Raw genomic sequence first — 24,158 nt, 5'->3', positions numbered from 1 at the left:
CCGTATAAAAATAATAAAATTTAAAGAAAAGGGCTGAATTAACAGCCCTTAAATATTTGTATGCGTATCGCTTACTTACGACGCCACGTTGTCCCTTCTGGGCCGTCTTCAAGAACAATGCCCATTTCTGTCAGCTTATCGCGTGCCATATCTGCATTTGCCCAATCTTTGGCTGCGCGAGAGTCATTACGTAGCTTAATCAGTGCTTCGATTTCTGCCACTTCGTCGTCGCTGCCAGAATCACCTTTTAGGAAAGCTTCTGGATCTTGGTGAAGAATACCGATCACATCTGCTAGTTCGCGCATTAAAGAACCCAGTGCGCTTGCGGTGGCGATATCTTCTGTCTTCACGCGGTTAATTTCACGCGCCATGTCAAACAGCACTGAGTATGCTTCTGGCGTGTTGAAATCATCGTTCATCGCTTCAGTGAAACGCTTCACGTACTCTTCACCACCAGCGGCTGGCGTTGATAGGTCAAGACCACGCAAAGAGGTGTATAGACGCTCTAGAGATGCGCGCGCTTGATTTAGGTTCTCTTCACTGTAGTTTAGCTGGCTACGGTAGTGGCCTGACATCAGGAAGTAACGTACAGTTTCAGGATCATAATGGCCAAGCACATCGCGAATAGTGAAGAAGTTACCGAGTGATTTCGACATCTTCTCGCGATCAACCATAACCATGCCACTGTGCATCCAAGTGTTCACGTAATCTGTTCCGTGCGCACAGCATGATTGAGCGATTTCATTTTCATGGTGCGGGAACTGCAGGTCTGAACCACCACCGTGAATATCAAAGTGGTTTCCAAGAATCGAAGAGTTCATCGCTGAACACTCGATATGCCAACCCGGACGGCCTGGGCCCCATGGTGATTCCCATGTTGGTTCACCTGGCTTAGACATCTTCCAAAGTACAAAGTCTAAAGAGCTACGCTTTGCACTTTCAATCTCGACACGAGCGCCTGCTTGTAGCTGCTCTAGGTCTTGGCGTGACAGTTTGCCGTAATCATCATATTTTGCGATTTCAAACATAACGTCGCCATTGTCAGCAACATAAGCAAATCCACGCTCTATAAGCTTTTGAACCAGTTCAATGATCTCTGCGATGTATTCCGTCGCACGAGGTTCGATGTCAGGGCGCTTCATGTTCAAAGCATCAAAATCAGCGTGCATTTCACCGATTAAACGCTCAGTCAGAGAGTCACAAGTCTCGCCGTTTTCGTTCGCGCGCTTGATGATCTTGTCGTCGATATCCGTGATGTTGCGAACAAAGGTTAAGTCATAGCCTAAGTAGCGTAAGTAACGTGAAACAACGTCAAAAGAAACAAACGTACGACCATGTCCTATATGACAGAGATCATAGATGGTTACCCCACAGACATACATGCCAACTTTGCCAGCATTGATTGGTTTGAATTCCTCTTTCTGTCTTGTGAGTGTGTTATATATCTTTAACATGATCTCTTTCTAATATTTGGGTGAAACAAAATAGTGGCTCAGTATATCAAGTCACGCTCTATTAGGTAATCCCTGAATCGAGCAAAAAGCCATCATTAACACCTATACTCAAGTCTCAACCCTTACTTTTCACGTATTAATGTCTGAAAAGTTAAGTTAGAATCTTGGGCTCAAAGCAAAATACTCAGCTAAAGGAAAAAATCATGATCACCCTTCACACAAATTTTGGTGACATCAAAATTCAACTAAACGAAGAGAAAGCACCTGAAACAAGTGCAAACTTCCTACAGTACTGCCGTGATGGTTTTTACGACAACACGTTGTTCCACCGTGTTATCGACGGTTTCATGATTCAAGGTGGTGGCATGGAGTCTGGCCTAAAAGAGAAGGCAACTCGTGCACCAATCAAAAACGAAGCAAACAATGGCCTAAGCAACAAAGTGGGCACGCTTGCTATGGCGCGTACAATGGAGCCGCACTCTGCTAGCTCTCAGTTCTTCATCAACGTTAACAACAACACGTTCCTAGACTTCCGTAGCGAAAGCCTTGACGGTTGGGGTTACTGTGTATTCGGTGAAGTGATCGAAGGCATGGAGATCGTGAACAAGATCAAAGGCGTGAGCACAGGTTCTTACGGCATGCACCAAGATGTACCACTAGAAGATGTACTTATCACTGGTACAACAATCGAAGAATAATCTATAAAAAAGAGCGCGTTATGCGCTCTTTTGCTATTTACCTATGACCACACTTTTTATATCTGATTTACACCTTTCCCCGACAACTCCCGACATCACTCGATGTTTTGTTCGCTTTATGCGTGAAGAAGCAATCCATGCCGATGCACTTTACGTCCTTGGCGATTTGTTTGAGTTTTGGATTGGCGATGATGACCGTTCGGATTTCGCTTCATCTATCCGTGCTGAATTTAAAACCCTCACTGACAAAGGTATTCCTTGTTTCTTTACCCAAGGCAATCGAGACTTTCTTGTTGGAAAACGATTCAGTCGACAGACAGGGGTGACATTACTTGGCGATGAGACTGTCATAGACCTTTATGGGCGTAAGGCGATTGTCCTACATGGAGACACGCTCTGTACCCAAGATGTGAAGTACCTCGAATATCGCGCTAAAGTTCACCAACCTTGGTTGCAGTGGGTATTCAATCGTATTCCAATGTTCGTTAAGAAGAAAATTGTCAATAAGGTCCAGTCTGATATCAAAACGGATAAACAGACTAAATCACTCGATATTATGGACGTGACTCAATCTGAAGTCGAAAACGTTATGCAGCATCACAATGTTGATCTAATGATACATGGGCATACACATAGACCTAAGGTTCATTCCTTCCAAATTCTAGAAACGGACTATACTAGAATTGTGCTAGGTGACTGGTACACACAAGGCTCGGTCTTGGTGTACGATAAAAATGGGTTTGAGTTACAGCAGCGGCCTTTTGCAGGTTAAGTCACTTATTTTTCACGTTATTTAGTTCATTCTTAATGAAGACTAATTTTCCTCAACTTGAACATGGAACGTGGTATAGATCTTGACTTACTCATATATAGCTAGGCAACCAATACTCAACAGAGATAAGCAAACTGTTGGGTATGAACTTCTTTTTAGAGATGGGCCGCAAAACACTTTTCCTGAAATCGATCCTGAACATGCAACAAGCCGCTTGCTATCAGATCATTTTCTCTCGACACACTATGAGACACTTGGCGATAAACTAGGGTTCGTTAACTTCCCTTACCAAAGCCTATTGAATAAGGTGCCCACCCTATTCCCAGCCGATAACCTCGTTGTTGAGATCTTAGAGGATTGCCCACCGACAAAAGAATTACTCGATGTCGTCAAAGAGATGGCTGCCGCGGGTTATAAAATTGCGTTAGATGACTTTATCCCAAGTAAAGAGTGGCGAGCCTTCTTACCTTATATCTCAATCATCAAATTCGATATTCGCCTCGTCCCGATAGAAAAGGCACGCAACTTTATTCTTCGTTTAGCGGGTACCAACATAAAGTTTCTTGCTGAAAAAGTAGAAACTTACGAAGAATTTGAACAATCGAAGCAAGCTGGCTTTGAATATTTCCAAGGTTACTTCTTTAGTAAACCAGAGATGATAACGCGTAAGTCACTTGAGCCTTCATTTATGACGGTTATTCAGTTACTTACCGAAATTTCCAAGCAAGATATGGATTATGAGTCGATTGAGTCGCTAATCAGCAAAGACGTTACCCTTTCTTATAAGCTACTGACATTTGTTAACTCATCCTCGATAGTTCAAACCAAGATCCAATCCTTCAAGCAAGCCTTGGTTTACCTAGGTGAAGACAAACTACGCAAGTTCATTTCGCTCGTATCTCTCGCTTCGAGCCAAGAGAGCAAGCCAGATTATCTTTATGGATTATCGATCCAAAGAGCAAGATACTGTGAGTTACTTGCCTCACGATTAGACGCCAAGTTTGAGTCAGGGCAAGCATTTTTAACGGGTATGTTCTCACTGCTTGATAGCTTGTTGGATAGGCCACTAGAGCAAATCGTTGAAGAAATCTCTGTCGATGAGTCAATAAAACTCGCAATCACAAAGAATGAAGGCATACTAGGCGAAATTTTGATGCTGACTAAAGCATACGAACAAGCCCAATGGGAAGAAGTTCGCCGCCACTGTGACTCAATCGGTGTTGATGAAATCGTTTTGAGTGAATGTTATGACTCGTCTGTTAAATGGACGGCTGATCTTCTTTCTGTAAAAACGAATTAATCGGAGTTTTTATGAATTCGTGTCCTTGTGGAAACCCAAAGGATTACAGTGAGTGCTGCGAGCCAATCCATCACGACCACTCAAAGGCTAAAACACCTGAAAAACTGATGCGTTCTCGTTACTCAGCTCACGTAAAGGGCTTGGTCGATTACGTGATCAATACCTACCACCCAAGTTGCCATGCAGAGCAAGAACGCGAAGCCATCGCAGACTCAATCAATAGCGACTGGTGTGGCTTAGAAGTGATCGGCGCTGAGCCCGGCAGCCATAGCAACGAAGGGTTTGTTACTTTTAAAGCTCACTTTAAACAGGGTGGGCAAGAGTATTGTCTTGAAGAACGCTCGCGCTTTCTCAAGGAGCAAGAGCTTTGGTACTACATTGACGGCTCATTCCCACAAACGCAGGAACCTGAACAGCCACTTGATCCAAGACTGTCACAACCTGTTCAAAACTTAAAAGTGGGTCGCAACGATCCTTGCATTTGCGGTAGTGGTAAGAAATTTAAAAAGTGCTGTGGTTAAGATAAAGAAAAGGCAGGATTCGAACCTGCCTTTTTACATCTTAAGTTAATCGTTTGGATTCACTCGAACAATATCTTCTTGCCCCTGCTGAAACTGTTTTTTTAGTTCAGCTTTCGACTTAAAGCTAATTTCTCCGCCCTGAGCAACTGTCATATGTTGCGCTTCTGCATTATGCTTAGATTGATACAACATCACAGCTTGCATACAAGAGTCTCGCTGCTCTTGAGAAAGTGGGGTACCCTCAGGCCACTTACCTGTTTCTACAGCAAAAAGTAGACGCTCATAAGCCTCAGGTGTGATGGCATTAATTAACTGCTCTGCGTCCATGGTCTATCCTTAAAATCAGTCGCGATAAGCGAACCTTAACTGGCCAGTAGACTCAGTCAAGAAAACTACAATAAATAAGTGTAACGGATCACAAGCAACGACAGTATGAAATCATTCAAGCTACTTACTCTTTTTGGTATCAGTGCCACCCTCGTTGGGTGCTTTGAAGGCAACAAAAACACCGAACAGCTGTGTGAAAGCAATCCCGCTTTGCAATGTGAGCGCTTAAATATGGGCGACGGTCAATGTCGAGTTCCACGGACTGATTTGGTATGGCACCGATTCGAAGTATTAAAAAACCCGACAGACAATAATCGGATTAAAGAGTATGAGTATGTTGCGGCATATAAAAAATGTTTAGAGCTGGCTTCTCAGATACAGCCACTAGACCAAAAAGGGGTCAAGCAGCAGCGTTTTACTGCTCTGGTTAATTCCGGGGAAGATTTAGACAGCATTGTCGCAATACTCAAAAAGTCAGACTCACCACAATCACTTTACTTTTTGTGGAGCCAGATTGGCAGCGATGATGCGCGCCGAAGCTTCCTTCAGCTTGAAGGGACGAAAGCATTAGAAACCGCAGAAATGCAGTATGCCCTCGCAACCTTTTACACCAGCCGAGACCAAGCAAAAACGCGTCAGCTTCTGATCCACACCCTAGAGCTAACTAACCAAAGCAATATCAATAATGAAGTGTTCAAATCCCTAGCTAGCACAACTTACCGACTAGGAATGAAGAAAGAAGCTTACGTTTGGACTATGGTTGCGCAAAAATTTGAGGTTCCTATTGCTTCGGAAAGTGAACTTCAGCTTCTTTATGGATTTGATAGCAGTATTTATAAGCAACTCGACGAAATTGCTGATCAGTTTGAAGATGCCATCATGAGCGGCACCTTCGATGCTGCGATGATCCCTAAGTTTAAGCAATCTTAAACACATGTAAGGATGAAACAGAGAGCGGTGATTAAATCACCGCTTTTTTATGAATTGTTGAAAATTAACGACACTGAGTTAACACAAAATCTCTCACCTGTTGTTTTCGGTCCATCAGGGAAAACGTGACCTAAATGGCTATCACAGGCTGCACATCTTATCTCTGTACGCACCATTCCGTGACTTAGATCTTCTAAATAACGAATAGCCTCACTTGATGCAGGGGCATCAAAACTCGGCCAACCACACCCAGAGTCGTATTTATTGTCAGAGCTGAAAAGAGGCGCTTGGCAACAGGTACATGAGTAAATACCCGTCTGTTTGTTATGCAACAACTTACCGCTAAAAGGCGCTTCTGTCCCTTGCTCTCGACACACTCTATATTCTTCATCTGATAGCACTTCACGCCAGTGCTCATCAGGCTTCATCATTTTTTCTTTGTTTTGTTCCACGGCAACAAATCTCCATGTTCTCATTTTTAATTATGACTTTTTTTTGAAAAACTTGCACTCAATTACTTTTGTAGCACATACTTTGAAACCATAACAGGATGGTTAAACTTTCAGCATTGCTGTCGACATCTGAACTATTTTACGTCAACTGGTTAGGGAAAAAATCAGTTTTCCGTTCAAAACATCGCCAATTAAGACTAATTGTGAAAAAAAGCGACGCTTTTTTTTGACTTTAAACAAGTTAAGTCCGATTATCTGTTGCAGATTTTGACTGGATTCTGTAATTTTACTACCAGTTATCTTTAATCAGAAATTAAGTTGTGGAGCAACTATAATGACTATCAAAGTAGGTATTAACGGTTTTGGCCGTATCGGCCGTTTCGTTTTCCGTGCAGCGCAAGAGCGTAACGACATCGAAGTTGTAGGTATTAACGACCTTATCGACGTAGAGTACATGGCATACATGCTTAAGTACGACTCAACTCACGGCCGTTTCAACGGTACTGTTGAAGTTGAAGGTGGTAACCTAATCGTTAACGGTAAGACTGTACGTGTTACTGCTGAGCGTAACCCAGAAGATCTAAAATGGGATGCTATCGACGTTGACGTTGTAGCTGAAGCTACTGGTCTTTTCCTAACAGACGAGACTGCTCGTAAGCACATCACTGCTGGCGCGAAGAAAGTTGTTCTAACTGGTCCTTCAAAAGACGCTACTCCAATGTTCGTAATGGGCGTTAACCAAGACACTTACGCTGGTCAAGACATCGTTTCTAACGCTTCTTGTACTACTAACTGTCTAGCGCCTATCGCTAAAGTTCTTAACGACGAGTTCGGTATCGAATCTGGTCTTATGACTACAGTTCACGCGACTACAGCAACTCAAAAAACTGTAGACGGTCCTTCTGCTAAAGACTGGCGCGGTGGTCGTGGTGCTTCTCAGAACATCATCCCATCTTCAACTGGTGCTGCTAAAGCTGTAGGCGTTGTTCTTCCAGAACTAAACGGCAAACTAACTGGTATGGCTTTCCGCGTACCAACTGCTAACGTTTCTGTAGTTGACCTAACTGTTAACCTTAAAAACGGTGCATCTTACGAAGCTATCTGTGCAGCTATGAAAGCAGCATCTGAAGGCGCTCTTAAAGGTGTTCTAGGTTACACTGAAGACCAAGTTGTTTCTCAAGACTTCATCGGCGAAGTTCAAACTTCAGTATTCGATGCTAAAGCTGGTATCGCTCTAACTGATAACTTCGTTAAAGTTGTATCTTGGTACGACAACGAAATCGGTTACTCAAACAAAGTTCTAGACCTAATCGCACACATCTCTAAGTAATCATTACTTAAAGATTAGCGTTTAGCGCAGAATCTTGTAAAAGGCGACTTTCGAGTCGCCTTTTTTGTATCTGAATTTTGAGTCTCTAATTGAACTAGGAAACAGAACATGGATTTAACCACTCTCCCTGCCCTTACTGTTCTCTCTGATAACGTCACAATCGTAGAAATCGATCAAGTGAAGGTCGTTCGCGTCATACATGATAAAGCGACCGCTGGTATTGCCCTTCACGGTGGACATGTCCTTTCATTTAAACCCCAAGGTCAACAAGACCTCATCTGGATGAGCAAGCAAGCTGTCTTTGATGGTAAAGCGGCCCTGCGTGGCGGTATTCCAGTTTGCTGGCCGTGGTTTGGTCGTATCGCTGCACCTGCACATGGTTTTGCGCGCAACAGTGAATGGACACTGCTTGAACATCGTGAGAATGAAAATGGTGTAATCATTGAGCTTGGTTTATTGCCATCCGAATCAACACTAGCAGTCTGGCCTCACCAGTTCCAAGCTCACTTACTGGTTGAGATTGGCGATGAACTCAAAGTCACACTAGATGTGACCAATACCGATGACCAGCCTTGGACATTCTCTGGTGCGCTTCACACCTACTTAACCGTCGGTGATATTGAGCAAGCGAAAACAACTGGCATGGGTGCTGAGTACATTGATAGCCTGAAAGGTGGCGAAGTCTATCAAGGTGGCGATGTACTGCAACTGACTGACACCATTGACCGCGTTTACACTCAACCGTCAGAGCAGATTGTTGTTGAAGACTCGGCACTGAATCGTTCGGTAGTCATTGAAAACCAAGGCCACAATTCCGCTGTGCTGTGGAATCCATGGGCGGAAGGCGCTAAAGGAATGGCAGATATGCAGGACGATGGATACAAAACTTTCCTGTGTGTCGAGTCAACCCTGCATGCACCGTCAATCGACCAAGGTAAAACACTGCAACCCAATGAAAGTCATCAACTGATCACTAAGATTGCCACCAAGTAGATGAATTGTCGCGGGTAGCGATACCCGCGCTTTGCCTTTCTGCCGAAATTTCTTCTTGCTCCATCCGGTCTTTTGCTTTTAGGCGTGCAGCCTTTATACCTTCGACTCCGTTATCTTTAAAATCATTAATACGAATCAATTATAGACATTTTATAAATCGCTATTATTATTCCTGATTTTTTGCTGCTGAAAGATTCATTTTTCAATGATAACAAGAGTCTATTAAAGACAGGATAACTAGAAATGTTCGAAAAACTCAAAAACCAAAGCGTCGGTTTTCAGTTGAAACTGGTCATACTGCTTTGTTTGCTAATTTCATTCGCGGGTACAGCGACACTCGTTTACCGCAACGCTTCCAAAGTACTGCTCGATACTACTCTGAAAGGACACCAGTCAGAAGTAGAAGCCATGGCGATGACCATCGCAGGTCAATTTGATGCCTATTTGCATACTGCTAAAGTGCTCGAATCTACCTTTAGAAATGGCTATCTTGCCGGTGTTTATGTCGAGGATTACAGCGTCGATTTTAACGGCAAGTCGATCCCCAATATTACCCAGTATGGCGAGAGCTTAATTGGTGATACTAAGCTTGTAGATAGTTTTACTCGTGACACAGGCGCAGTAGCCACTATCTTCGCTCCCCTGAACGGTGATTTCATTCGCGTTGCAACTTCTTTAAAAAATCCTTCTGGACAACGCGTTGTCGGTTCAACTCTAGGAAAGAACCATCCTGGCTATAACCAATTGATGAATGGCCAGCCCTACTACGCGCAGGTCAAACTGTTTGGTGAAAGCTATATCACCTACTACGCTCCGATCAAAAATGCCTCTGGACAAGTGAACGGTCTCTCTTTCATTGGACTGCCTGTCGAGCAAGCAACACAAGATCTCTATAAGTCTTTGGAATCTATTAAATGGGGAGAGACGGGATACACTATTGTGGTCGACAACCGAGAAGATAACCTTGGTAAATACTTGCTACATCCAGTCCATGATGAGAGTGCCCCGTCAATCATTGAGGTATCTGACTACAACGGCAATAAACCGTTTCACCAGATCTTTGAGCAAAAAAGTGGTTTGATTCGTTACCCTTATGAATATCAAGGTACGGTTGGGGAAAAGTATCTTGTTTATACCGAAGTCCCTGGTTGGAACTGGAAGCTACTCGGTGGCACCTTCATCAAGGAGGTGACCAAAGGAAGTGACACGCTGCTTAAGCTCATCATTACCATTGCTACTATTGTCGCGATTGCTACGTTCATCATTCTAACCGTTTTCCTCAATCGTAATCTAAAGCCACTGACCGTATTAAATGGCTACATGACGAGACTGGCAAAAGGAGAAGTTAGCCTAGATATCCCTTCTACGGGTAAAAAGTCAAACAACGAGATTATTAACCTCAGCAATGGGGTTGCGAATATGGCAACGCAACTAAACACCTTAGTGGGTGAAATCCGTTCGACCAGTGACTCTGTGCAGGCTGCATCACAAAGCGTGTCTAGCGACGCCGCGCGCAATTTAAGCCAATCTGATATTCAGCAACAACAAGTAGAACAAGTTGCCACTGCCATCGAAGAAATGGCCTCTTCAGCACAAGCGGTTGCTCAGCAGGTGGAAGCGATTGCCGAAAATGTTCGCTTGACCAATCAAGACAGTCAATCAGGGCTCGATGTTGTTGAAACTGTCTGTATCGATGTTGCCCAACTTAACGACCAGTTAGACAACTCTGCGAAGGCGATTGAGCAGGTCAACCTTGACAGCGAAGCGATTCAAACCGTAACTAAGATGATCGATGAGATCGCTGAGCAAACTAACCTACTGGCGCTTAATGCGGCAATCGAAGCGGCGCGGGCGGGCGAGCAAGGTCGTGGGTTTGCAGTCGTTGCTGATGAAGTGCGAACTCTCGCCCACAGAACTCAAACATCAGTGAAAGACGTGGTGTCTATCATTGATAAGCTTAAAGGCTCAACCAGTAATGCGGTAGATATGATGAACAAGAGCCAAGTCAATGCCAATCAGGTGTTGGACAAAGCACAAGAAGCGGGCATAGCACTCGAAACGATTGCCTCTCAAGTTCAGTCAATTGCGGGTCAGGCGGATACCATTGCCGCGACTTCCGAAGAGCAAGCCAATGTCTCTCAAGAGATTGCCTCTAACGCAAATTCTATCAGTGAGTTGAACCGAGAGAGTCGTGAGACAAGCGCTAAAACGACCCAAAGTGCCGATCATTTGATTAAGCAAGCTGCGTCATTGAAACAACAAGTGGACTTCTTCCACTAAGTTTCTAGCTTTCACAATCGTAAGCAGCGCCGCGGCGCTGCTTTTTTGTTGAGTCAGCACTCTGCTTGCTAGTTTGACTTTACGCTTCCTGATAAACTCCGCCTTGTTAGTTTTCACCAGAGCCTGTTATGTCTTACACCTGCCCTTTATGTCACGAGAATCTTACGCTTTCAGAGCGCACATATCGTTGTCAGAACAATCACGCCTTTGACCTAGCGAAGGAAGGTTATATCAATCTGATGCCTGTTCAGCACAAGCGTTCTAAAGATCCCGGCGATAATAAAGAAATGATGCAGGCGCGTCGTCGCTTTCTCGAAAAAGATCACTATCGCCCACTCAAAGAGCGTGTGGCTCAATTGTGTGCTGAGATCCTTTCGGGATCACAGCATCGGCTTCTTGATATTGGTTGCGGTGAAGGTTACTACACGACAGAAGTGGCCTCCCATCTAACAAACCAATATGCGCAGTCTAAGACCTACGGATTAGATATCTCTAAAGTTGCGATTCGCTACGCCGCTAAGCGCTACTCGAACTGTCACTTTTCGGTTGCTTCAAGCCATCGACTACCGTTTGAAAACGGCAGCCTAGATGCGGTACTACGTATCTACGCGCCATGCAAAGCTGAAGAGCTGTCTCGCGTGGTTGCTGACTCGGGCATTGTTGTCACTGTGACTCCCGCAGGACGCCATCTCTACCAGCTCAGAGACGAAATCTATCCTGATGTTAGGCTTCACAGTGAAGAGGCTGAAATCATTGCCGGTTTTGAGTTAGAACAGCAAGAGAAATTGTCATACGTAATGCAGCTCGGCGATGGTGATGGTTACGATCTGCTCCAGATGACGCCATTTGCATGGAAAGCGTCTGATACTCTTCGCGACAAGCTAAAGTCAGCTACACTTTTTGAGTGTGAGGCTGATTTTATGATCCGCATTTATCGTAAGAAAGCACCCCAATAGATAATAATTCTCATTTTTATTGAACTCTATTCTGGCCTCCATTACTATTGCCGAACAATCTAATGGAGGCCATTTATGTTTAGGCTCATTGCCACTTCTCTAAGCTGCTTTGCTCTTGCCGCTTGTTCAAGTTCCCCTCTTTCTCCCGAGCAACAATCAATTAGCAGCTACTACGACTACCGGCTCTACACCCCTCAAAAACAAGTCGTTTCTATTGATTCGCTTCCAGAAGCACTGAAAACTGCCGATGTTATTCTTGTTGGTGAATGGCACACCCATGCAGGCATCCATCGCTTCCAAGTCGATCTGTTTAAACAACTCGTCAATCAAAGCAAAGACGTCGCGCTTTCCATGGAGCAATTCTCACGCGATAAACAAAGCGTTGTTGACTCTTATCTAGCAAGCGAGATTGGTGAACAGGTACTGATCAAACAAGGCGCTGCTTGGCCAAACTATGAAAGTGACTACCGCCCTTTAGTTGAGCTTGCGAAAGCAAATCAGCTAGATGTCATTGCAGCGAATGCACCTAAGCCCATCGTGCGCTGCATCGGGCGGCAAGGGGTTGGCTACCTAGACAAGCTGACTTCCAGCGAACGACAGCAATTGGCTGCAACCATAGATACGTCTAACAGCGCCTATAAAGAGAAGTTCATGGCCTCTATGCACCATGGCAAGCCAGAACAAACTGAACGCCAATTTGCCGCTCAAGTGACTTGGGATGAAACCATGGCGGAAAGCATCGTTAATTACTTGGCAAGTAACCCAAGTAAACAAGTCATCCACATCGCAGGAAAATTCCATTCAGAGCAAGGATTTGGTACAAAGGCGTCGATTCTTAAGCGCAATCCGAATCTTAATGTCGTCGTCATCACTCCAACAGATTCACCAGTAGAGTTAGAGGGGCAGGATTACCCACTTGAAGTCTTAGCGCCACCTGTTCGCTATATAAAAATGGAAAATAGAATGGCGGCTTATAAACATCTGTCTAAGCGAAACGATGATTTAGCGTGTAAATAGGCACTGTAATTGCTCTTCTTACCATCAAGTCCCATCAAATGAGAAAGGCTAGCTTGAAAGTTATAAATTGGGCACGATTTATGCTTTGTTATTTTTAATTCAAATTTTAAATAATTTGCACAAGTTTTTAACTAAGCGGTCGATATATTGTCTGAGGATGATGTAAGGAGAGCATTATGACACCAGTAGGAATGGAGGCGGCAAAGCTGTCACCAACCCAGCAGGTAAAGCCTCAAGCAACGGCACCCGAATCGAATGCGGGTCAAGCCCCACTTAAGGTTGAACAAAATAAAGTCACGCTTTCAGATGAAGGAAAAGCGCTATTGGCTGCGCTTCAAGAAATCGAAAAAGAGAGTAAAGTACCCAAGGAAGGAGATAAAACCGTTGGTGATAAAGTCGAGTCTTTCGCTCACGGTGCTTTAGGTATTGACCACCCTGATAAAATTGAAGAAGAGCAAGATGGCTCATATTCGGCGGGGCAATATCTTTCCGCAGCGGCAACAGTCGGAGGCATTCTTTTAGCCATCCTATAGTTTCTTAAAGCTTATATCGACAATAGACGCCTTTTCTCCTCACGACAAAGGATGTCATTTGTCGTAGATAGCATACGCATTCCATAATTTTGTCTTTCAAGATTATGGATTTTACGCTGTGCGAAACACCTTTTCACTTATCGATAAGCCTACCTTTTTTGGCGCTATCGCACTGCTTGTTGCCATTGTTTTCCCTTTGATTCTGTTTCCCCAACAAGGGGCAGATTGGATAGCAATTGCTAAAAGCTTTATGACCGATAAACTCGGTTTCCTCTACCTTGCTCTTGGCCTTGGTGCTTTCTTCTTTATGATTTATGTCGTGTTCAGCGATATGGGTCAAATCAAGCTTGGTGACCCTGATGAAAAACCCGAGTTTGCCACTTCGTCTTGGGCGGCAATGCTGTTTTGCGGTGGTATTGGCGCGAGTATTCTTTACTGGGGATGTATCGAATGGGCCTACTACTATCAATCCCCGCCTTTTCAACTAGAGCCAGGCAGTGAAGAAGCGGTTCGATGGGCAGCCACTTACGGGATTTTCCACTGGGGTCCGATAGCTTGGGCTATCTACCTCATTCCTGCACTCCCTATCGCTTACTTCTTTTATGTGCGAAAGCAGCCTGTGCTTAAGGTGTCTAGTGCTTTAATGCCTGTGCTGGGAGAGGAACGCACCAAAGGAGCGGCTGGTAAAATCGTCGACGTTTTGTTTATCTTCGGTCTACTAGGTGGAGCAGCAACAACATTGGGTTTAGCCGCTCCCCTCATTGGCGAAGGGTTAAACTTTCTGTTTGGCATCCCGCAATCTACCTTGAGTCAGGTAGGGGTGCTGTTGGTTTGTACCGCCATTTTTGCTTACTCTTCCTATGCGGGGATGGAAAAAGGCATCAAGGTACTCAGCAATATCAATTTCTGGGGCGCAATGGGGCTTTTGGCTTTTGTCCTTATCGCGGGCCCGACCATTTTTATGCTTGAGACGGGCTTAGATTCTATCGGTCGCATGCTGTCTAACTTCTTCGTGATGGCAACTTGGGCAGAACCATTTGGTGGGTACGGAAGTTTTGAGAATACTCACTTCCCACAAGATTGGACCATCTTCTACTGGGCATGGTGGCTCGTCTTTGCGCCAAGCATGGGTCTGTTTGTCGCACGTATCTCGCGCGGAAGAACAATCAAACAAATGGTGTCGGGTTCGATCTTCTTTGGTTCGCTAGGTTGCTTCCTTTTCTTCATGATTCTCGGTAACTACGGCCTCTCACTGCAGCTCTCTGGCGAAATGGATATCGTAGGCATTCTTAATACACAAGGTGCCACCAAGGCGATCTTCTCAATGCTCAGCGCTCTGCCTATGGGCACATTAGTGATTGCGGTATTTACCATTCTGTGTGTGATCTTTACCGCCACGACTTTTGACTCCATCTCTTATATCTTGGCCTCTGTGGTCCAAAACAATGTCACCGAAGAGCCAATGCGTTGGAACCGTATGTTCTGGGCATTCACCCTATCGTTCCTGCCAACCGTATTAATGTTCCTAGGCGGTCTTAGCACGTTACAAACGGCCGCTATCATTGGAGGTTTACCTTTATTGGTGATTTCAGTGATGTTGATGATTTCAGCGGTACGAGCCACCAGCTTAGATCTGCGCCACCAAGAGGACTACGTTGAGCCGACGATTAACATTGAAGACTTACCCGAAATGGATCCTTGGTCATCTGAAGGTATTGCACTGGCAAGGTTCGAACGCAGTCGTGACGCCGCACAAGAAGCAGCAGAATTAGAGCGCGAGGCATTTGCTGAAGTGCACAAAGTGAAAAAGCGCATTCGCGCCTTTGCGCTTGAGCACGATGGTGAAGAAGAGTTCGGTGCTCACCAAATTCCACAAGACCTACAAAATGAGCTGCAAGCAGCCCTAGATGCGGTAGCTAAGGCGCAAGATAAAAAACAAGAAGCCTCCGAGCAAGCACAACTTGCGCGCGGAGAGTTTAACCAAGCCGTCACGGCCGCCTCAGTTTCTTAGCCTTTACTCAACTCTCCACGATGATAAAAGCTCACCACTGGTGAGTTTTTTCAACGTTCAATCTAGCTAGAAACGCAATCAATTATTGACGGGCGAGTAATAAAAAGACCAGAATGCTCGCTTTAAGCCTAGCGTTCCCCAATGTTATGTGTGAAGTATTTTCCAATCAACCGAAAGAAAATTATCAGACTGTTGCCCGTTCAATTCGTATCGATGGTCATGCAACAAGTATCAAATTAGAGTCGAGCTTCTGGCAAATCCTTGAAGAGATGGCCACGCAGCAAGATATGACTCTGCCACGCTTTATCAGCAATATCTATCTTGAAGCGTTAAACTACAATGGTGAGATAAATAACTTCACCTCACTGCTTAGATGTGCCTGCCTTATCTATCTACGCCAACCCAATCCAGCGATGGAAATTGTTAAGCAGCAAGCGGCTGAGCAATAAAGCAAACGACGCTGTCGTACTCTAGTACTACCAACAGCAATTTAAATCCCTTTAAGCTAGCGAAAAATAGCTAAGGGATAACTCATGCCTAAAATGATTCACAGCATGGTGAGAGTCAGCGACCTCACCCGTTCGCTCGACTTTTACCGTGCCGCACTGCAACTGGAAATCAAAGACCAATTCGTTTTTGACAGCTTTACGCTGACCTACCTTGCCAATCCAGACACTGAGTTTGAACTAGAACTGACCTATAACCACGCTCAAACGCAAGCCTACACACATGGCACTGGCTATGGGCATCTTGCAGTTAGCGTCGATGATATTGAATCGAGTCATGCGCAACTACTCGCCCTAGGTATTGAGGCGTCAGATATCAAAGCAATCAGCCATCAAGACACCCCGCTCGCGCGCTTCTTTTTTATTACCGATCCGGATGGATACAAGATCGAGTTTCTTCAACGTCAAGGAAGATACCTTTAACACAACAAAAACAGAGCAAACACAATGATCAATTTAACCGCAAAATTTCACGCAACAGCTGGACAGGAAGCAAGCTTAGAGAAGCTCCTCGTCGCTATGATAGCGCCAACACGCAGCGAACCTGGCTGTATCAAATACACACTTCTACGCGACAAGGCAAACCCTAGCGTGTTCCTTTTCCAAGAGCAGTTTGCCAGCCAAGCTGATTTCGATTTTCACTGTGAGCAACCTTATTTCAAGCAGTTGCTTGAGGACTTAACCGGACTACTTACCACAGAACCTGAGATCCATTTCTACAGCGAGCTATCAGCAAGCTAAAAAAAAGAGCGCCACGATTAGCGCTCTTAACTAATCTTTTAGATTATTGCTCTGAAGATTCTTTAACCATATGCAGATGAACGTCTTGTTGAGGAAATGGAATCGAGATGCCTTCACGGTCAAATCTGAGTTTCACCTCTTTAGTGACATCCCAGTACACATCCCAGTAGTCATCTGTTTTGACCCAAGGGCGAACAATAAAATCCACTGAAGAAGTATTTAGTGTATGGACGCGAATATTAGGCTCAGGAGTGCGCAGTACCGCTGGGTGCGTGGTGACAATTTCGGTAAGAATGCTTTCTGCCTTGAGTAAGTCGTCGCTATAACCAATACCAAAGACCATATCGACACGTCTTACCCGTTCATGGGTCACATTCTTAATCACATCTCCCCAAATCTTACCGTTAGGGATAATAATGATCTGGTTGTCGAAGGTCTTAATCGTGGTGTTCACTAAACTCATATGGCTAACTTTACCGTCTACGCCACCAGCGAAGACAAAGTCACCGACATCAAAAGGCTTGTATATCAATAACATCATACCAGCGGCAAAGTTAGATAGGGTATCTTGCAGCGCAAAGCCGATAATCACACCCGCAATACCAAAACCAGTCAACACAGGTGCAAGGTTCAAGCCTATCTGCGACAAACCAACCAAAATACCGATAACCCACACAACATTGCCCGACATGCCAATAAAGAAGTCTTGCATCAATTGGGACAACTTAAGGTTCTTTGACACTACCGTTTTACTGGTGATTTTACGTACAAGCTTCGCGAGTAAGCTAGTTGAGAAAATGATCAGGGCAAAGATAAATAAGTGAAATACATGTTGAGGGGCGTTGTTGGCAACCCAATCCCAAAGTTTGTCTGACCAATGCGAAATGATAGAGAGGATGACTCTACCCTCGAGCAAGTCTTGAGTGATGCTCCCGGTCACTTCAAAAATTAGGCGTTTGTATTCTGCCGTATCTAGCCCGACTTGGTCTGCAATAGAAATCAGCGAACTAAGGCTATCAACCGTTATGTTCATACGCTGCTGAATAATCAGTTGGCCTAACTGTAAAGAAGCAAGTTCCGATTCCGGGCTCACGGCTAGCTGACGCCCTACCACACTGATTTGTTGGTTAAAATACTCTACCGATGCAGACATCAAGCGCAGGCGTTTGTTTAATGAATCTTTAAATTGAGCTTGGGCGATAGATTCGTCCTGGCCAAGCTCGTTTAACCACTCAATGTTTTCCCACGCAGACTCCATAACAATATCAAAGTAGTGCTGCAACTCTTGGTAATCATTGAGCATTGTGAGTTTGTCTTCACTCTTGGCCGAGTCAATTTTATTGTTGACTGCTTTAATTTTCTCTTCAAGGTATTCAGACGCACCACTGACGTAAGTTTGCTGCATCCTTATGTAGCTGATGAGTTTATCGTCGGGGATGCTACTTGAATTGACCGCTGATTCTAGCGCCGTTCTTAAGCTTTCATTTTTTTGGAAAAGCTTAAGCTGCAGGGCATCTTTAGCCCCCCCTGTCGCAGTTTCAATCGAATCGACTAGCTCAATAAACTCATTAGTGATCTTTTCAACTTCTCTTTCCTGCTTCGAAAGCTGTTCGCCCTCTTGTGCGGCATAAGCACTAGCACCGAAGAGAAATCCAAAAGAGATAACTAACCCTACGACCAACGCACGTAGTTTTTTTAAAGACATTAAGTCCATGATGACCTCAAAAGAATGAATACAAGTCTTTGTTTCTTATATTGATGCCCTTAATTGTACACCACAAAACTCAAACGTTTGCATATTGAGTGTTAACTAGGCGCAAATACAAAAACAGCCGCCAATGGCGACTGTTTGAATCTAAGCTCGATTTGGGTGATTGAGGATGTGGTCTTCCCAATCCACAACATCAATCTCGTATACCACTTTGTTGCGAACACTTTCGCCAGCAGCATGCATGGCTGACTTTGAGCCTGTAATGAGTGGGTGCCACTCTGGCAGAGGCTGCTTTTCCGCAAGCAAGCGGTAAGCGCAGGTGTGCGGTAACCAAGTGAAGTCATCGATATCATCACGAGTTAACTTGGTGCACTCCTCACCTGAGGTAAAACGATTTGGGTAATCCTTACACGAGCATGTTTTGCTGTTTAGCCAACTACATGCAACGTTGGTGTAATAGATCTCGTCGCTGTCCTCATCCATCAGTTTGTGAAGACAACATTTACCACAACCGTCACAAAGCGATTCCCATTCATCTTCGGTCATCTCTTCGAGAGCTTTTTGCTGCCAAAACTGCGTCATGTGGTAACCCCAAGTGTTCAAATATCAGTGTGGAAAAAGGAAAGCCGAATTTATATAGATCCTTTATCCAAAGTGCAAGTGATTCTGTTAGGAGGGCTAAATTCAAACTAAGCGAGGGCTACGTCACCGACTAAAGTTGTACAGCTATTGTTTAGCGTTCCTTCAAACGACTATCCCGTTTGATCAACCATTTACCCCCTACCGCATCGAACATTCCTGAAGGTAGCCCTATAGTTTTCCAAAGCTATAAAAGCATATAAAGAAAAAGCGCCTTACAGCGCTTTCTATACATCTCTTACCCATACATCTTTGACGTGTTTTTTGAGTAGCTCAATCACGCTTTCATGTATAAACACCAAGCCATTTCAAACCTTGCTGGAGCAACGACTGTACAATACCGATTACTGCATACATCGGAAATCGTTTTTCAAACTACTATCATAGCACCAATAAAACCCCGATTCTAAAAGTGAACGAGTCTTCATCAAAACTCGTTCGAGTAAAATGATAAGATTTCTTCTTCTACTATCACGATATAAATTAAGAATCTACAGACTGGAATCCTTTTCCCAATTAGACACTTTGAAAAGATCGTATTTCATTATGCGAGACACATATTCAGATGTTAAAATATCTCATATCAAGTTCAATGATATTATCCATTAAATTCAACATAGATATACTCACTATTAATTCGATGAGAGTTTCTACACTAAGTATAGAACATAGATTTAATAAGTACCTAACGCATGCTCAGGGTACTTAATTTTACGGTAGTAAAACATTGTACAAATAGCAAACAGCTTGCGGTTTAATTTAATAAACTTGGATTCATCAACCGATTGCTTTATGGAAACAACAAATTGGTTTATTGAAACTCATCACCGAATTCATATTCACTGACTTTATAAAACTTCACACCTTGAACTGATAGCTTCCTAAATATGCTTACAATTTTCTCATGAACAAAAACAGGTTCAGTGCTTGTATTCGACATTTTAAATATTAGTCTTTCTTCTTCTGGAATTGATGAAAGCAATTCAAAATCAAGTGAATACTTTAATACCGAACCACTCATTGATAGACCATCAACACTCTCGGGAATAGTTTTAACATCAGATTTATTTTCATCTAAAGCATCAAGCATGTCATAGGTATTAAGAACCCAAAAATCATCTCTTACTCCTTGGTCTTCTCCGACAATAATTGCAGGAAAGAATTGAGATCCATATAGGCCAAAGTCTATTTTTTCTTTAAGCTCTGTATTCACAAGAAATGAAGGACCATCGTAAAGAAAAATATAAGAAGATTTAAAATCTCCTACATCACTGATTTCTGCGTGAAACTTTAAAGGCTTAGTTCCTAGTACTAACTCATCATAATCGTAGTCAAAGTTTGATGAAGACTCGGATGGATATGCTGCATTATCTTCGAAGGAGTAGTCCTGTTCAATAATATAGTATTCATCATTATAATTTTTCATTACCTACCTCTCTTAAGTGTATAGCCTGTTGACGGAAATGAATTGTACTCTGAATGAACGCGATCGCAAGTACACGGGATATTCAGTTTGATTTTCTTCGCTAAACTACCAACTTCTTTTTCACCCAAACGCCCAACCGCACCTGATTTAAAAGCTTTAAAGACCCTCGTCAATGGTAATCTAAAGTCAGATATATCATCTAATATAACTTGACTATGCAGATTTAAATACGCTTGTACTTTTTGTATATCATTCGTTTTACATTTTGTTTTTATTTCTCTGACAGCTGGCTTTAGCATTTTTTTCACATAAGTGTGATAAGACATTGGGTGCACCTTATCACTGTCGTTATCCTCAATAGGAGTAGTATTGTAGTGACCTTCTTAGCACCTCCCGCAAAACGTGCTACTAGCGTCGCAATACGAGCCGCTGCTCCTGTGCCTAACGTACAAATAGCCAGCACAACGGTGAGAATCAGTTCAAGGATCAAATATGTACCCGCTTTACCGCCGTAGTAGAAATAGAAGTTAAGTGGAATAGCCTCAAGCATTAAAGACAGATAAGTCACATAAGTCAGAATCGTATCGTGGTCTTCTATGATTGCCATTGCGTTAGGGAACTGTTCGTGGCCCTTTATTTCCTGTGCCCAATCAGGGTCAAGCTCGATCAACACTGTGTCAACAAAGGTTTCAACCGCATCGATATCACCATTAGAGATTTTCTGTGGCAATTCTGGAATCGTCTGCCGATGCTTAGCAATACACTCTAGCTTTCGCACAACATCTTGACTTTCCGCGTACAGCTTACTTACATCTTCAATTGCTTCATCGACAGATTCAAAAACACTGTCTTGGAATGAATCAAACTCTCTTCCTAATGTTTCCAATACCCAAGTTGGATTTTTCAGTTGCCCCTTCTCGTTAAGCATTGCCTTGGTGATCGATGAAATACATATTAGAGGTCGTCATAGAAATCATTTTCCTCATCCACTGAAGTAAAAGCACCTCCAATAGACCAGTCTCTTACTTTGATGAAATCCATCCCTGTAAGTCCCGCCGCTTTAAATTCTGCAACAACTGATTCATGATATAAGTATTTCACGGCTTCATTTAGCCTAAATACTAATCGTTCTTCAAGAGGGACATTATCTAAAACCTTTTCATCCAGTGATGAGTTTTTCAAGGACAAAGTCATTGTCAATGTAGCTGCCTTTGATTTTAGAACGTCCTTGATGAATTACCCGATAGTTATGCCAGATATGAACGAGATAGTGATCACTCCAGACCCTACCATTATTTTCAATATCTGTTTCATAGAAGTCCACTCCTTGTAAATCGAATTTTTCAAGGACTTCTTTGAATCTATAAGATACGACTCCCGCAGGAATAACCCAATGATAGTCACAAGGTGAAAACTGACTTTCATCCCCCATAGTCAGGTGTACATGCCCACGTCCTTTCACATAGCGCTTAATTGAACGCTCAGCCAAAAGTCTTAAATCTTTATCTGACTTTTGACTTTCGCCAAGCATAAAAGCCCCCGAACATGTATTTTCTACTATTAAATAATATTGGTTATCGTATTTCATCTATTTTCCTAATCTAAGGATCTTTAGAAAGTGTTGGCTTTGTTCATGTCATTTGATCGGACAGGCGACATACGCCCTTGCCTTCAAACTTAACCGTTAGTGAGGCTGAAATGAATTTCGCTTCGGCTTCTATCGTGCCGGATGCGACGCCTTTTTATCGCCGCCCGCATCACTGGTACTTTTTTGAGAATGTGCATCTACATAATTTATCGATTAAATCTTATGCCAAATGAAAAAGCGCCTTTCAGCGCTTTTTATACTTCTCTTACCCATACATCTTTGACGTGTTTTTTGAGTAGCTCAATCACGCTTTCGTGTATAAACACCAAGCCATAGTCTTCTTCTAGCTTAAATATTAAACGCTCTTCAAGAGGCACATGCTCAAGCTTAGAGAAATCGAACTCGGCAGAATCAACGTCTAACCAGTTCAACTTACCGTATTGTTTTTCTTTGTCCGTCAACTTATAGGTTTTATGGATGTACGGCATTCTATAATCTTCGTAAACCTTGATTTGGTCATCTGAAGGCTGGCTAGGAGAGCAATCGACACGAGCATCTAGCCATTCCACACCGTGCTTCACTAACTGCTCTACCTTCGAGGCAATATCACCAATAATAAATAGCTTTGGCGAGAAGGTCATTTCCAGTAGTAAGTCTGGCTCAACTGGTACAATCGGTTGTGGCGTTTGTTGGAATGGAAATTCTTTAAGTCCATTTTTCTCTAATATAAAATATTCTGAATTCATCATGGTTCCTAAAATTTAGGTGCACGCATTTTGGTGTTCTTTTTTAACTTTCTTAATAGGGCAAAACGGCTATCATCCTTTATCAAGTCAAAGATCTCCGGAGCAAAAAAAACAGCCGTATCAGCATCTTTGGATCTATAAATTATTCGCTTATTAAATGGTATTCTTGATATTTTATCAGAACAAAGAAATAATCGATGAACGATTAAATCACCATTATAGGGTGATTTTTCTACAACACTACGATCAAAATCCACAACATCTTGTATATTATTTATAGCGAGTATGTATCGATTATTAATCTCCTCGTCTTTTGTTACTAGCGAAGCAGGGTACACCTCTACTCCATATGGATCGAAACTCATTATTATTTCTGCTAAGTCTTTTGTAACACATATGTCACCATTATCAGCGATTGGGTGTACCATGGAGGACATGATATTTTTATCCTCCCATTTAATTGAGCTCTCTGAAGTTGTAGGGTGATAGTTATTTGTACTGTAGAAAAACTCCCGACTATCCACGCATTGGAATGCAGTCGAGCTTCTCATAAAGTCCTCAGAGATTACCGAAAACTCCATTTACACCTCTTTTATTTACTAGTTTCCATTAAATCACACATAACTAAAACTTATGTCCCCCGGATAGTTGATATACATTTAATTAAACTCCGAGTACCCATCTACAGGAAAGAATTCAATATCTTTCACGTTTTCAGACATTATCTGATCAACAATCAACTTGTGATAAAATATTTTATCCCTCCATCCAGGGTCTCTAAAAATGAGCCTTTCCTCGATATCAATGCTATTAATCAGCTCTTCATTTACTACCAACCGATTCATTCCGGAAATAAATTCCCCACCTTCGAAATTATCGTAAAAGTCGAAATCACTTCTCATCCTGTCTACAATTTTAATCTCATTACATAGCTGAAGTGTTTTATATTTATGCCTCCCTTTATCAAGTAGAAATACATCCACCCAATTTACACCAAAAACATCATGTAAGGACAGTCTTACAAATAAGTCATAACGAATACTCAACGACGGAGTTAAAAAAACTTCTGCAATTTTGTATTCTCCAATCGGGCCAAACTTTTTTATAAGTGGGATTGCTTGGTTTGGGTATGTAAAGACATTTGATGGAACAGAGTCAGAAAACTCTTCTGGAAAATCATATAAAGGAGTATCAGTAACCTCTCGAGAAAAATAATAATCGCTCATT

28 protein-coding genes and 1 pseudogene are annotated in these 24,158 nt (G+C 43.0%); 15 read left to right on the top strand and 14 right to left on the bottom strand.

Going from position 1 to position 24,158, the window contains the following annotated elements; translation table 11 throughout:
• Window positions 1-71: 71 nt before the first annotated feature.
• A complete protein-coding gene (gene cysS, locus IX91_RS05105) occupies window positions 72-1,454 on the bottom strand; it encodes a cysteine--tRNA ligase (RefSeq protein WP_004749722.1) in 1,383 nt (460 codons plus the stop codon).
• Window positions 1,455-1,657: 203 nt separating this feature from the next.
• Between cysS and IX91_RS05100 the strand changes: the two genes are divergently transcribed.
• From IX91_RS05100 to IX91_RS05085, 4 genes are all read left to right on the top strand, one after another.
• The gene (locus tag IX91_RS05100) at window positions 1,658-2,152 is read left to right on the top strand and encodes a peptidylprolyl isomerase (RefSeq protein ID WP_004743696.1); all 495 of its coding nucleotides are present in this window, start codon (window positions 1,658-1,660) and stop codon (window positions 2,150-2,152) included.
• 43 nt (window positions 2,153-2,195) lie between these two features.
• Window positions 2,196-2,924: a UDP-2,3-diacylglucosamine diphosphatase gene (lpxH, locus tag IX91_RS05095; RefSeq protein WP_004743695.1), complete on the top strand. Its 729-nt coding sequence runs from the start codon at window positions 2,196-2,198 to the stop codon at window positions 2,922-2,924.
• 82 nt (window positions 2,925-3,006) lie between these two features.
• Complete coding sequence (locus tag IX91_RS05090) at window positions 3,007-4,224, top strand: EAL and HDOD domain-containing protein (protein WP_004743694.1); 1,218 nt, start codon at window positions 3,007-3,009, stop codon at window positions 4,222-4,224.
• A gap of 11 nt (window positions 4,225-4,235) precedes the next feature.
• Entirely contained in the window at window positions 4,236-4,745 is a 510-nt protein-coding gene (locus tag IX91_RS05085; RefSeq protein WP_004743693.1) for a YchJ family protein, read from the top strand.
• Between the two features lie 45 nt (window positions 4,746-4,790).
• Here the strand turns inward: IX91_RS05085 and IX91_RS05080 are convergent, their stop codons facing one another.
• Entirely contained in the window at window positions 4,791-5,072 is a 282-nt protein-coding gene (locus tag IX91_RS05080) for a YeaC family protein (protein WP_004749720.1), read from the bottom strand.
• A gap of 105 nt (window positions 5,073-5,177) precedes the next feature.
• Here IX91_RS05080 and IX91_RS05075 point away from each other — a divergent pair, with 105 nt between their 5' ends.
• Window positions 5,178-6,002, top strand: a complete 825-nt coding sequence (locus tag IX91_RS05075; RefSeq protein WP_004748685.1) for a DUF2989 domain-containing protein — start codon at window positions 5,178-5,180, stop codon at window positions 6,000-6,002.
• Window positions 6,003-6,049: 47 nt separating this feature from the next.
• Here IX91_RS05075 and msrB read toward each other — a convergent pair whose 3' ends face one another.
• Entirely contained in the window at window positions 6,050-6,478 is a 429-nt protein-coding gene (gene msrB / locus IX91_RS05070) for a peptide-methionine (R)-S-oxide reductase MsrB (RefSeq protein ID WP_086017205.1), read from the bottom strand.
• A gap of 310 nt (window positions 6,479-6,788) precedes the next feature.
• On the opposite strand from msrB, the gene gap reads away from it, so the two are divergent.
• The 10 genes from gap (at window position 6,789) to IX91_RS05020 (ending at window position 16,821) form a co-directional block, all read left to right on the top strand.
• On the top strand, window positions 6,789-7,784 hold the full coding sequence (gene gap / locus IX91_RS05065; protein WP_004748683.1) for a type I glyceraldehyde-3-phosphate dehydrogenase: 996 nt from the start codon (window positions 6,789-6,791) through the stop codon (window positions 7,782-7,784).
• A 108-nt stretch (window positions 7,785-7,892) separates the two neighbouring features.
• A complete protein-coding gene (locus IX91_RS05060; RefSeq protein ID WP_004748682.1) occupies window positions 7,893-8,777 on the top strand; it encodes a D-hexose-6-phosphate mutarotase in 885 nt (294 codons plus the stop codon).
• Between the two features lie 243 nt (window positions 8,778-9,020).
• Window positions 9,021-11,057: a methyl-accepting chemotaxis protein gene (locus tag IX91_RS05055; protein ID WP_004748681.1), complete on the top strand. Its 2,037-nt coding sequence runs from the start codon at window positions 9,021-9,023 to the stop codon at window positions 11,055-11,057.
• Window positions 11,058-11,185: 128 nt separating this feature from the next.
• The gene (gene rlmA, locus IX91_RS05050; protein ID WP_004748679.1) at window positions 11,186-12,013 is read left to right on the top strand and encodes a 23S rRNA (guanine(745)-N(1))-methyltransferase; all 828 of its coding nucleotides are present in this window, start codon (window positions 11,186-11,188) and stop codon (window positions 12,011-12,013) included.
• Window positions 12,014-12,088: 75 nt separating this feature from the next.
• Complete coding sequence (locus tag IX91_RS05045) at window positions 12,089-13,030, top strand: ChaN family lipoprotein (protein ID WP_004748678.1); 942 nt, start codon at window positions 12,089-12,091, stop codon at window positions 13,028-13,030.
• 176 nt (window positions 13,031-13,206) lie between these two features.
• A complete protein-coding gene (locus tag IX91_RS05040) occupies window positions 13,207-13,563 on the top strand; it encodes a hypothetical protein (RefSeq protein WP_004748677.1) in 357 nt (118 codons plus the stop codon).
• 118 nt (window positions 13,564-13,681) lie between these two features.
• Entirely contained in the window at window positions 13,682-15,574 is a 1,893-nt protein-coding gene (locus tag IX91_RS05035) for a BCCT family transporter (protein ID WP_004748676.1), read from the top strand.
• Window positions 15,575-15,720: 146 nt separating this feature from the next.
• Complete coding sequence (locus IX91_RS05030) at window positions 15,721-16,023, top strand: ribbon-helix-helix domain-containing protein (protein WP_038197836.1); 303 nt, start codon at window positions 15,721-15,723, stop codon at window positions 16,021-16,023.
• Between the two features lie 84 nt (window positions 16,024-16,107).
• Window positions 16,108-16,503, top strand: coding sequence for a VOC family protein (locus IX91_RS05025; RefSeq protein WP_004748674.1), 396 nt, complete (start codon window positions 16,108-16,110; stop codon window positions 16,501-16,503).
• Window positions 16,504-16,527: 24 nt separating this feature from the next.
• Entirely contained in the window at window positions 16,528-16,821 is a 294-nt protein-coding gene (locus tag IX91_RS05020) for a putative quinol monooxygenase (RefSeq protein ID WP_004748673.1), read from the top strand.
• 43 nt (window positions 16,822-16,864) lie between these two features.
• Here the strand turns inward: IX91_RS05020 and IX91_RS05015 are convergent, their stop codons facing one another.
• From IX91_RS05015 to IX91_RS04970, 11 genes and pseudogenes are all read right to left on the bottom strand, one after another.
• Window positions 16,865-18,535 (bottom strand): mechanosensitive ion channel family protein, encoded by a 1,671-nt coding sequence (locus tag IX91_RS05015; protein WP_004749715.1) that lies wholly within the window; start codon window positions 18,533-18,535, stop codon window positions 16,865-16,867.
• A gap of 141 nt (window positions 18,536-18,676) precedes the next feature.
• Window positions 18,677-19,114, bottom strand: coding sequence for a YcgN family cysteine cluster protein (locus tag IX91_RS05010; RefSeq protein WP_004748671.1), 438 nt, complete (start codon window positions 19,112-19,114; stop codon window positions 18,677-18,679).
• Window positions 19,115-19,982: 868 nt separating this feature from the next.
• Complete coding sequence (locus tag IX91_RS05005) at window positions 19,983-20,597, bottom strand: imm11 family protein (protein WP_004748670.1); 615 nt, start codon at window positions 20,595-20,597, stop codon at window positions 19,983-19,985.
• Window positions 20,597-20,923, bottom strand: coding sequence for a hypothetical protein (locus tag IX91_RS05000; RefSeq protein WP_004748669.1), 327 nt, complete (start codon window positions 20,921-20,923; stop codon window positions 20,597-20,599). Before IX91_RS05000 ends, IX91_RS05005 begins: the two co-directional genes overlap by 1 nt.
• Window positions 20,902-21,525 (bottom strand): hypothetical protein, encoded by a 624-nt coding sequence (locus IX91_RS04995; protein ID WP_004748668.1) that lies wholly within the window; start codon window positions 21,523-21,525, stop codon window positions 20,902-20,904. The genes IX91_RS05000 and IX91_RS04995 overlap by 22 nt, the downstream gene beginning before the upstream one ends.
• Before the next feature lie 26 nt (window positions 21,526-21,551).
• Complete coding sequence (locus tag IX91_RS26790) at window positions 21,552-21,779, bottom strand: hypothetical protein (protein ID WP_004749709.1); 228 nt, start codon at window positions 21,777-21,779, stop codon at window positions 21,552-21,554.
• A complete protein-coding gene (locus tag IX91_RS04985; protein ID WP_004748666.1) occupies window positions 21,757-22,185 on the bottom strand; it encodes an imm11 family protein in 429 nt (142 codons plus the stop codon). Before IX91_RS04985 ends, IX91_RS26790 begins: the two co-directional genes overlap by 23 nt.
• A gap of 29 nt (window positions 22,186-22,214) precedes the next feature.
• A pseudogene (locus IX91_RS26330) lies at window positions 22,215-22,368 on the bottom strand (PAAR-like domain-containing protein); the annotation flags it as partial.
• Between the two features lie 71 nt (window positions 22,369-22,439).
• A complete protein-coding gene (locus IX91_RS04980) occupies window positions 22,440-22,931 on the bottom strand; it encodes a hypothetical protein (protein ID WP_004748665.1) in 492 nt (163 codons plus the stop codon).
• Between the two features lie 8 nt (window positions 22,932-22,939).
• Window positions 22,940-23,512 carry a hypothetical protein gene (locus IX91_RS04975; protein WP_004748664.1) on the bottom strand — a complete coding sequence of 191 codons (573 nt, stop codon included), beginning with the start codon at window positions 23,510-23,512 and terminating at the stop codon, window positions 22,940-22,942.
• 78 nt (window positions 23,513-23,590) lie between these two features.
• Window positions 23,591-24,157 carry a hypothetical protein gene (locus tag IX91_RS04970; protein WP_004748663.1) on the bottom strand — a complete coding sequence of 189 codons (567 nt, stop codon included), beginning with the start codon at window positions 24,155-24,157 and terminating at the stop codon, window positions 23,591-23,593.
• Between the last annotated feature and the right edge of the window lies 1 nt (window position 24,158).

Source organism: Vibrio tubiashii ATCC 19109, assembly GCF_000772105.1.
GTDB lineage: Bacteria > Pseudomonadota > Gammaproteobacteria > Enterobacterales > Vibrionaceae > Vibrio > Vibrio tubiashii.
The sequence above is the reverse complement of the archived record's forward strand: the minus strand, read 5'-3'. Positions and strand labels throughout refer to the sequence as shown.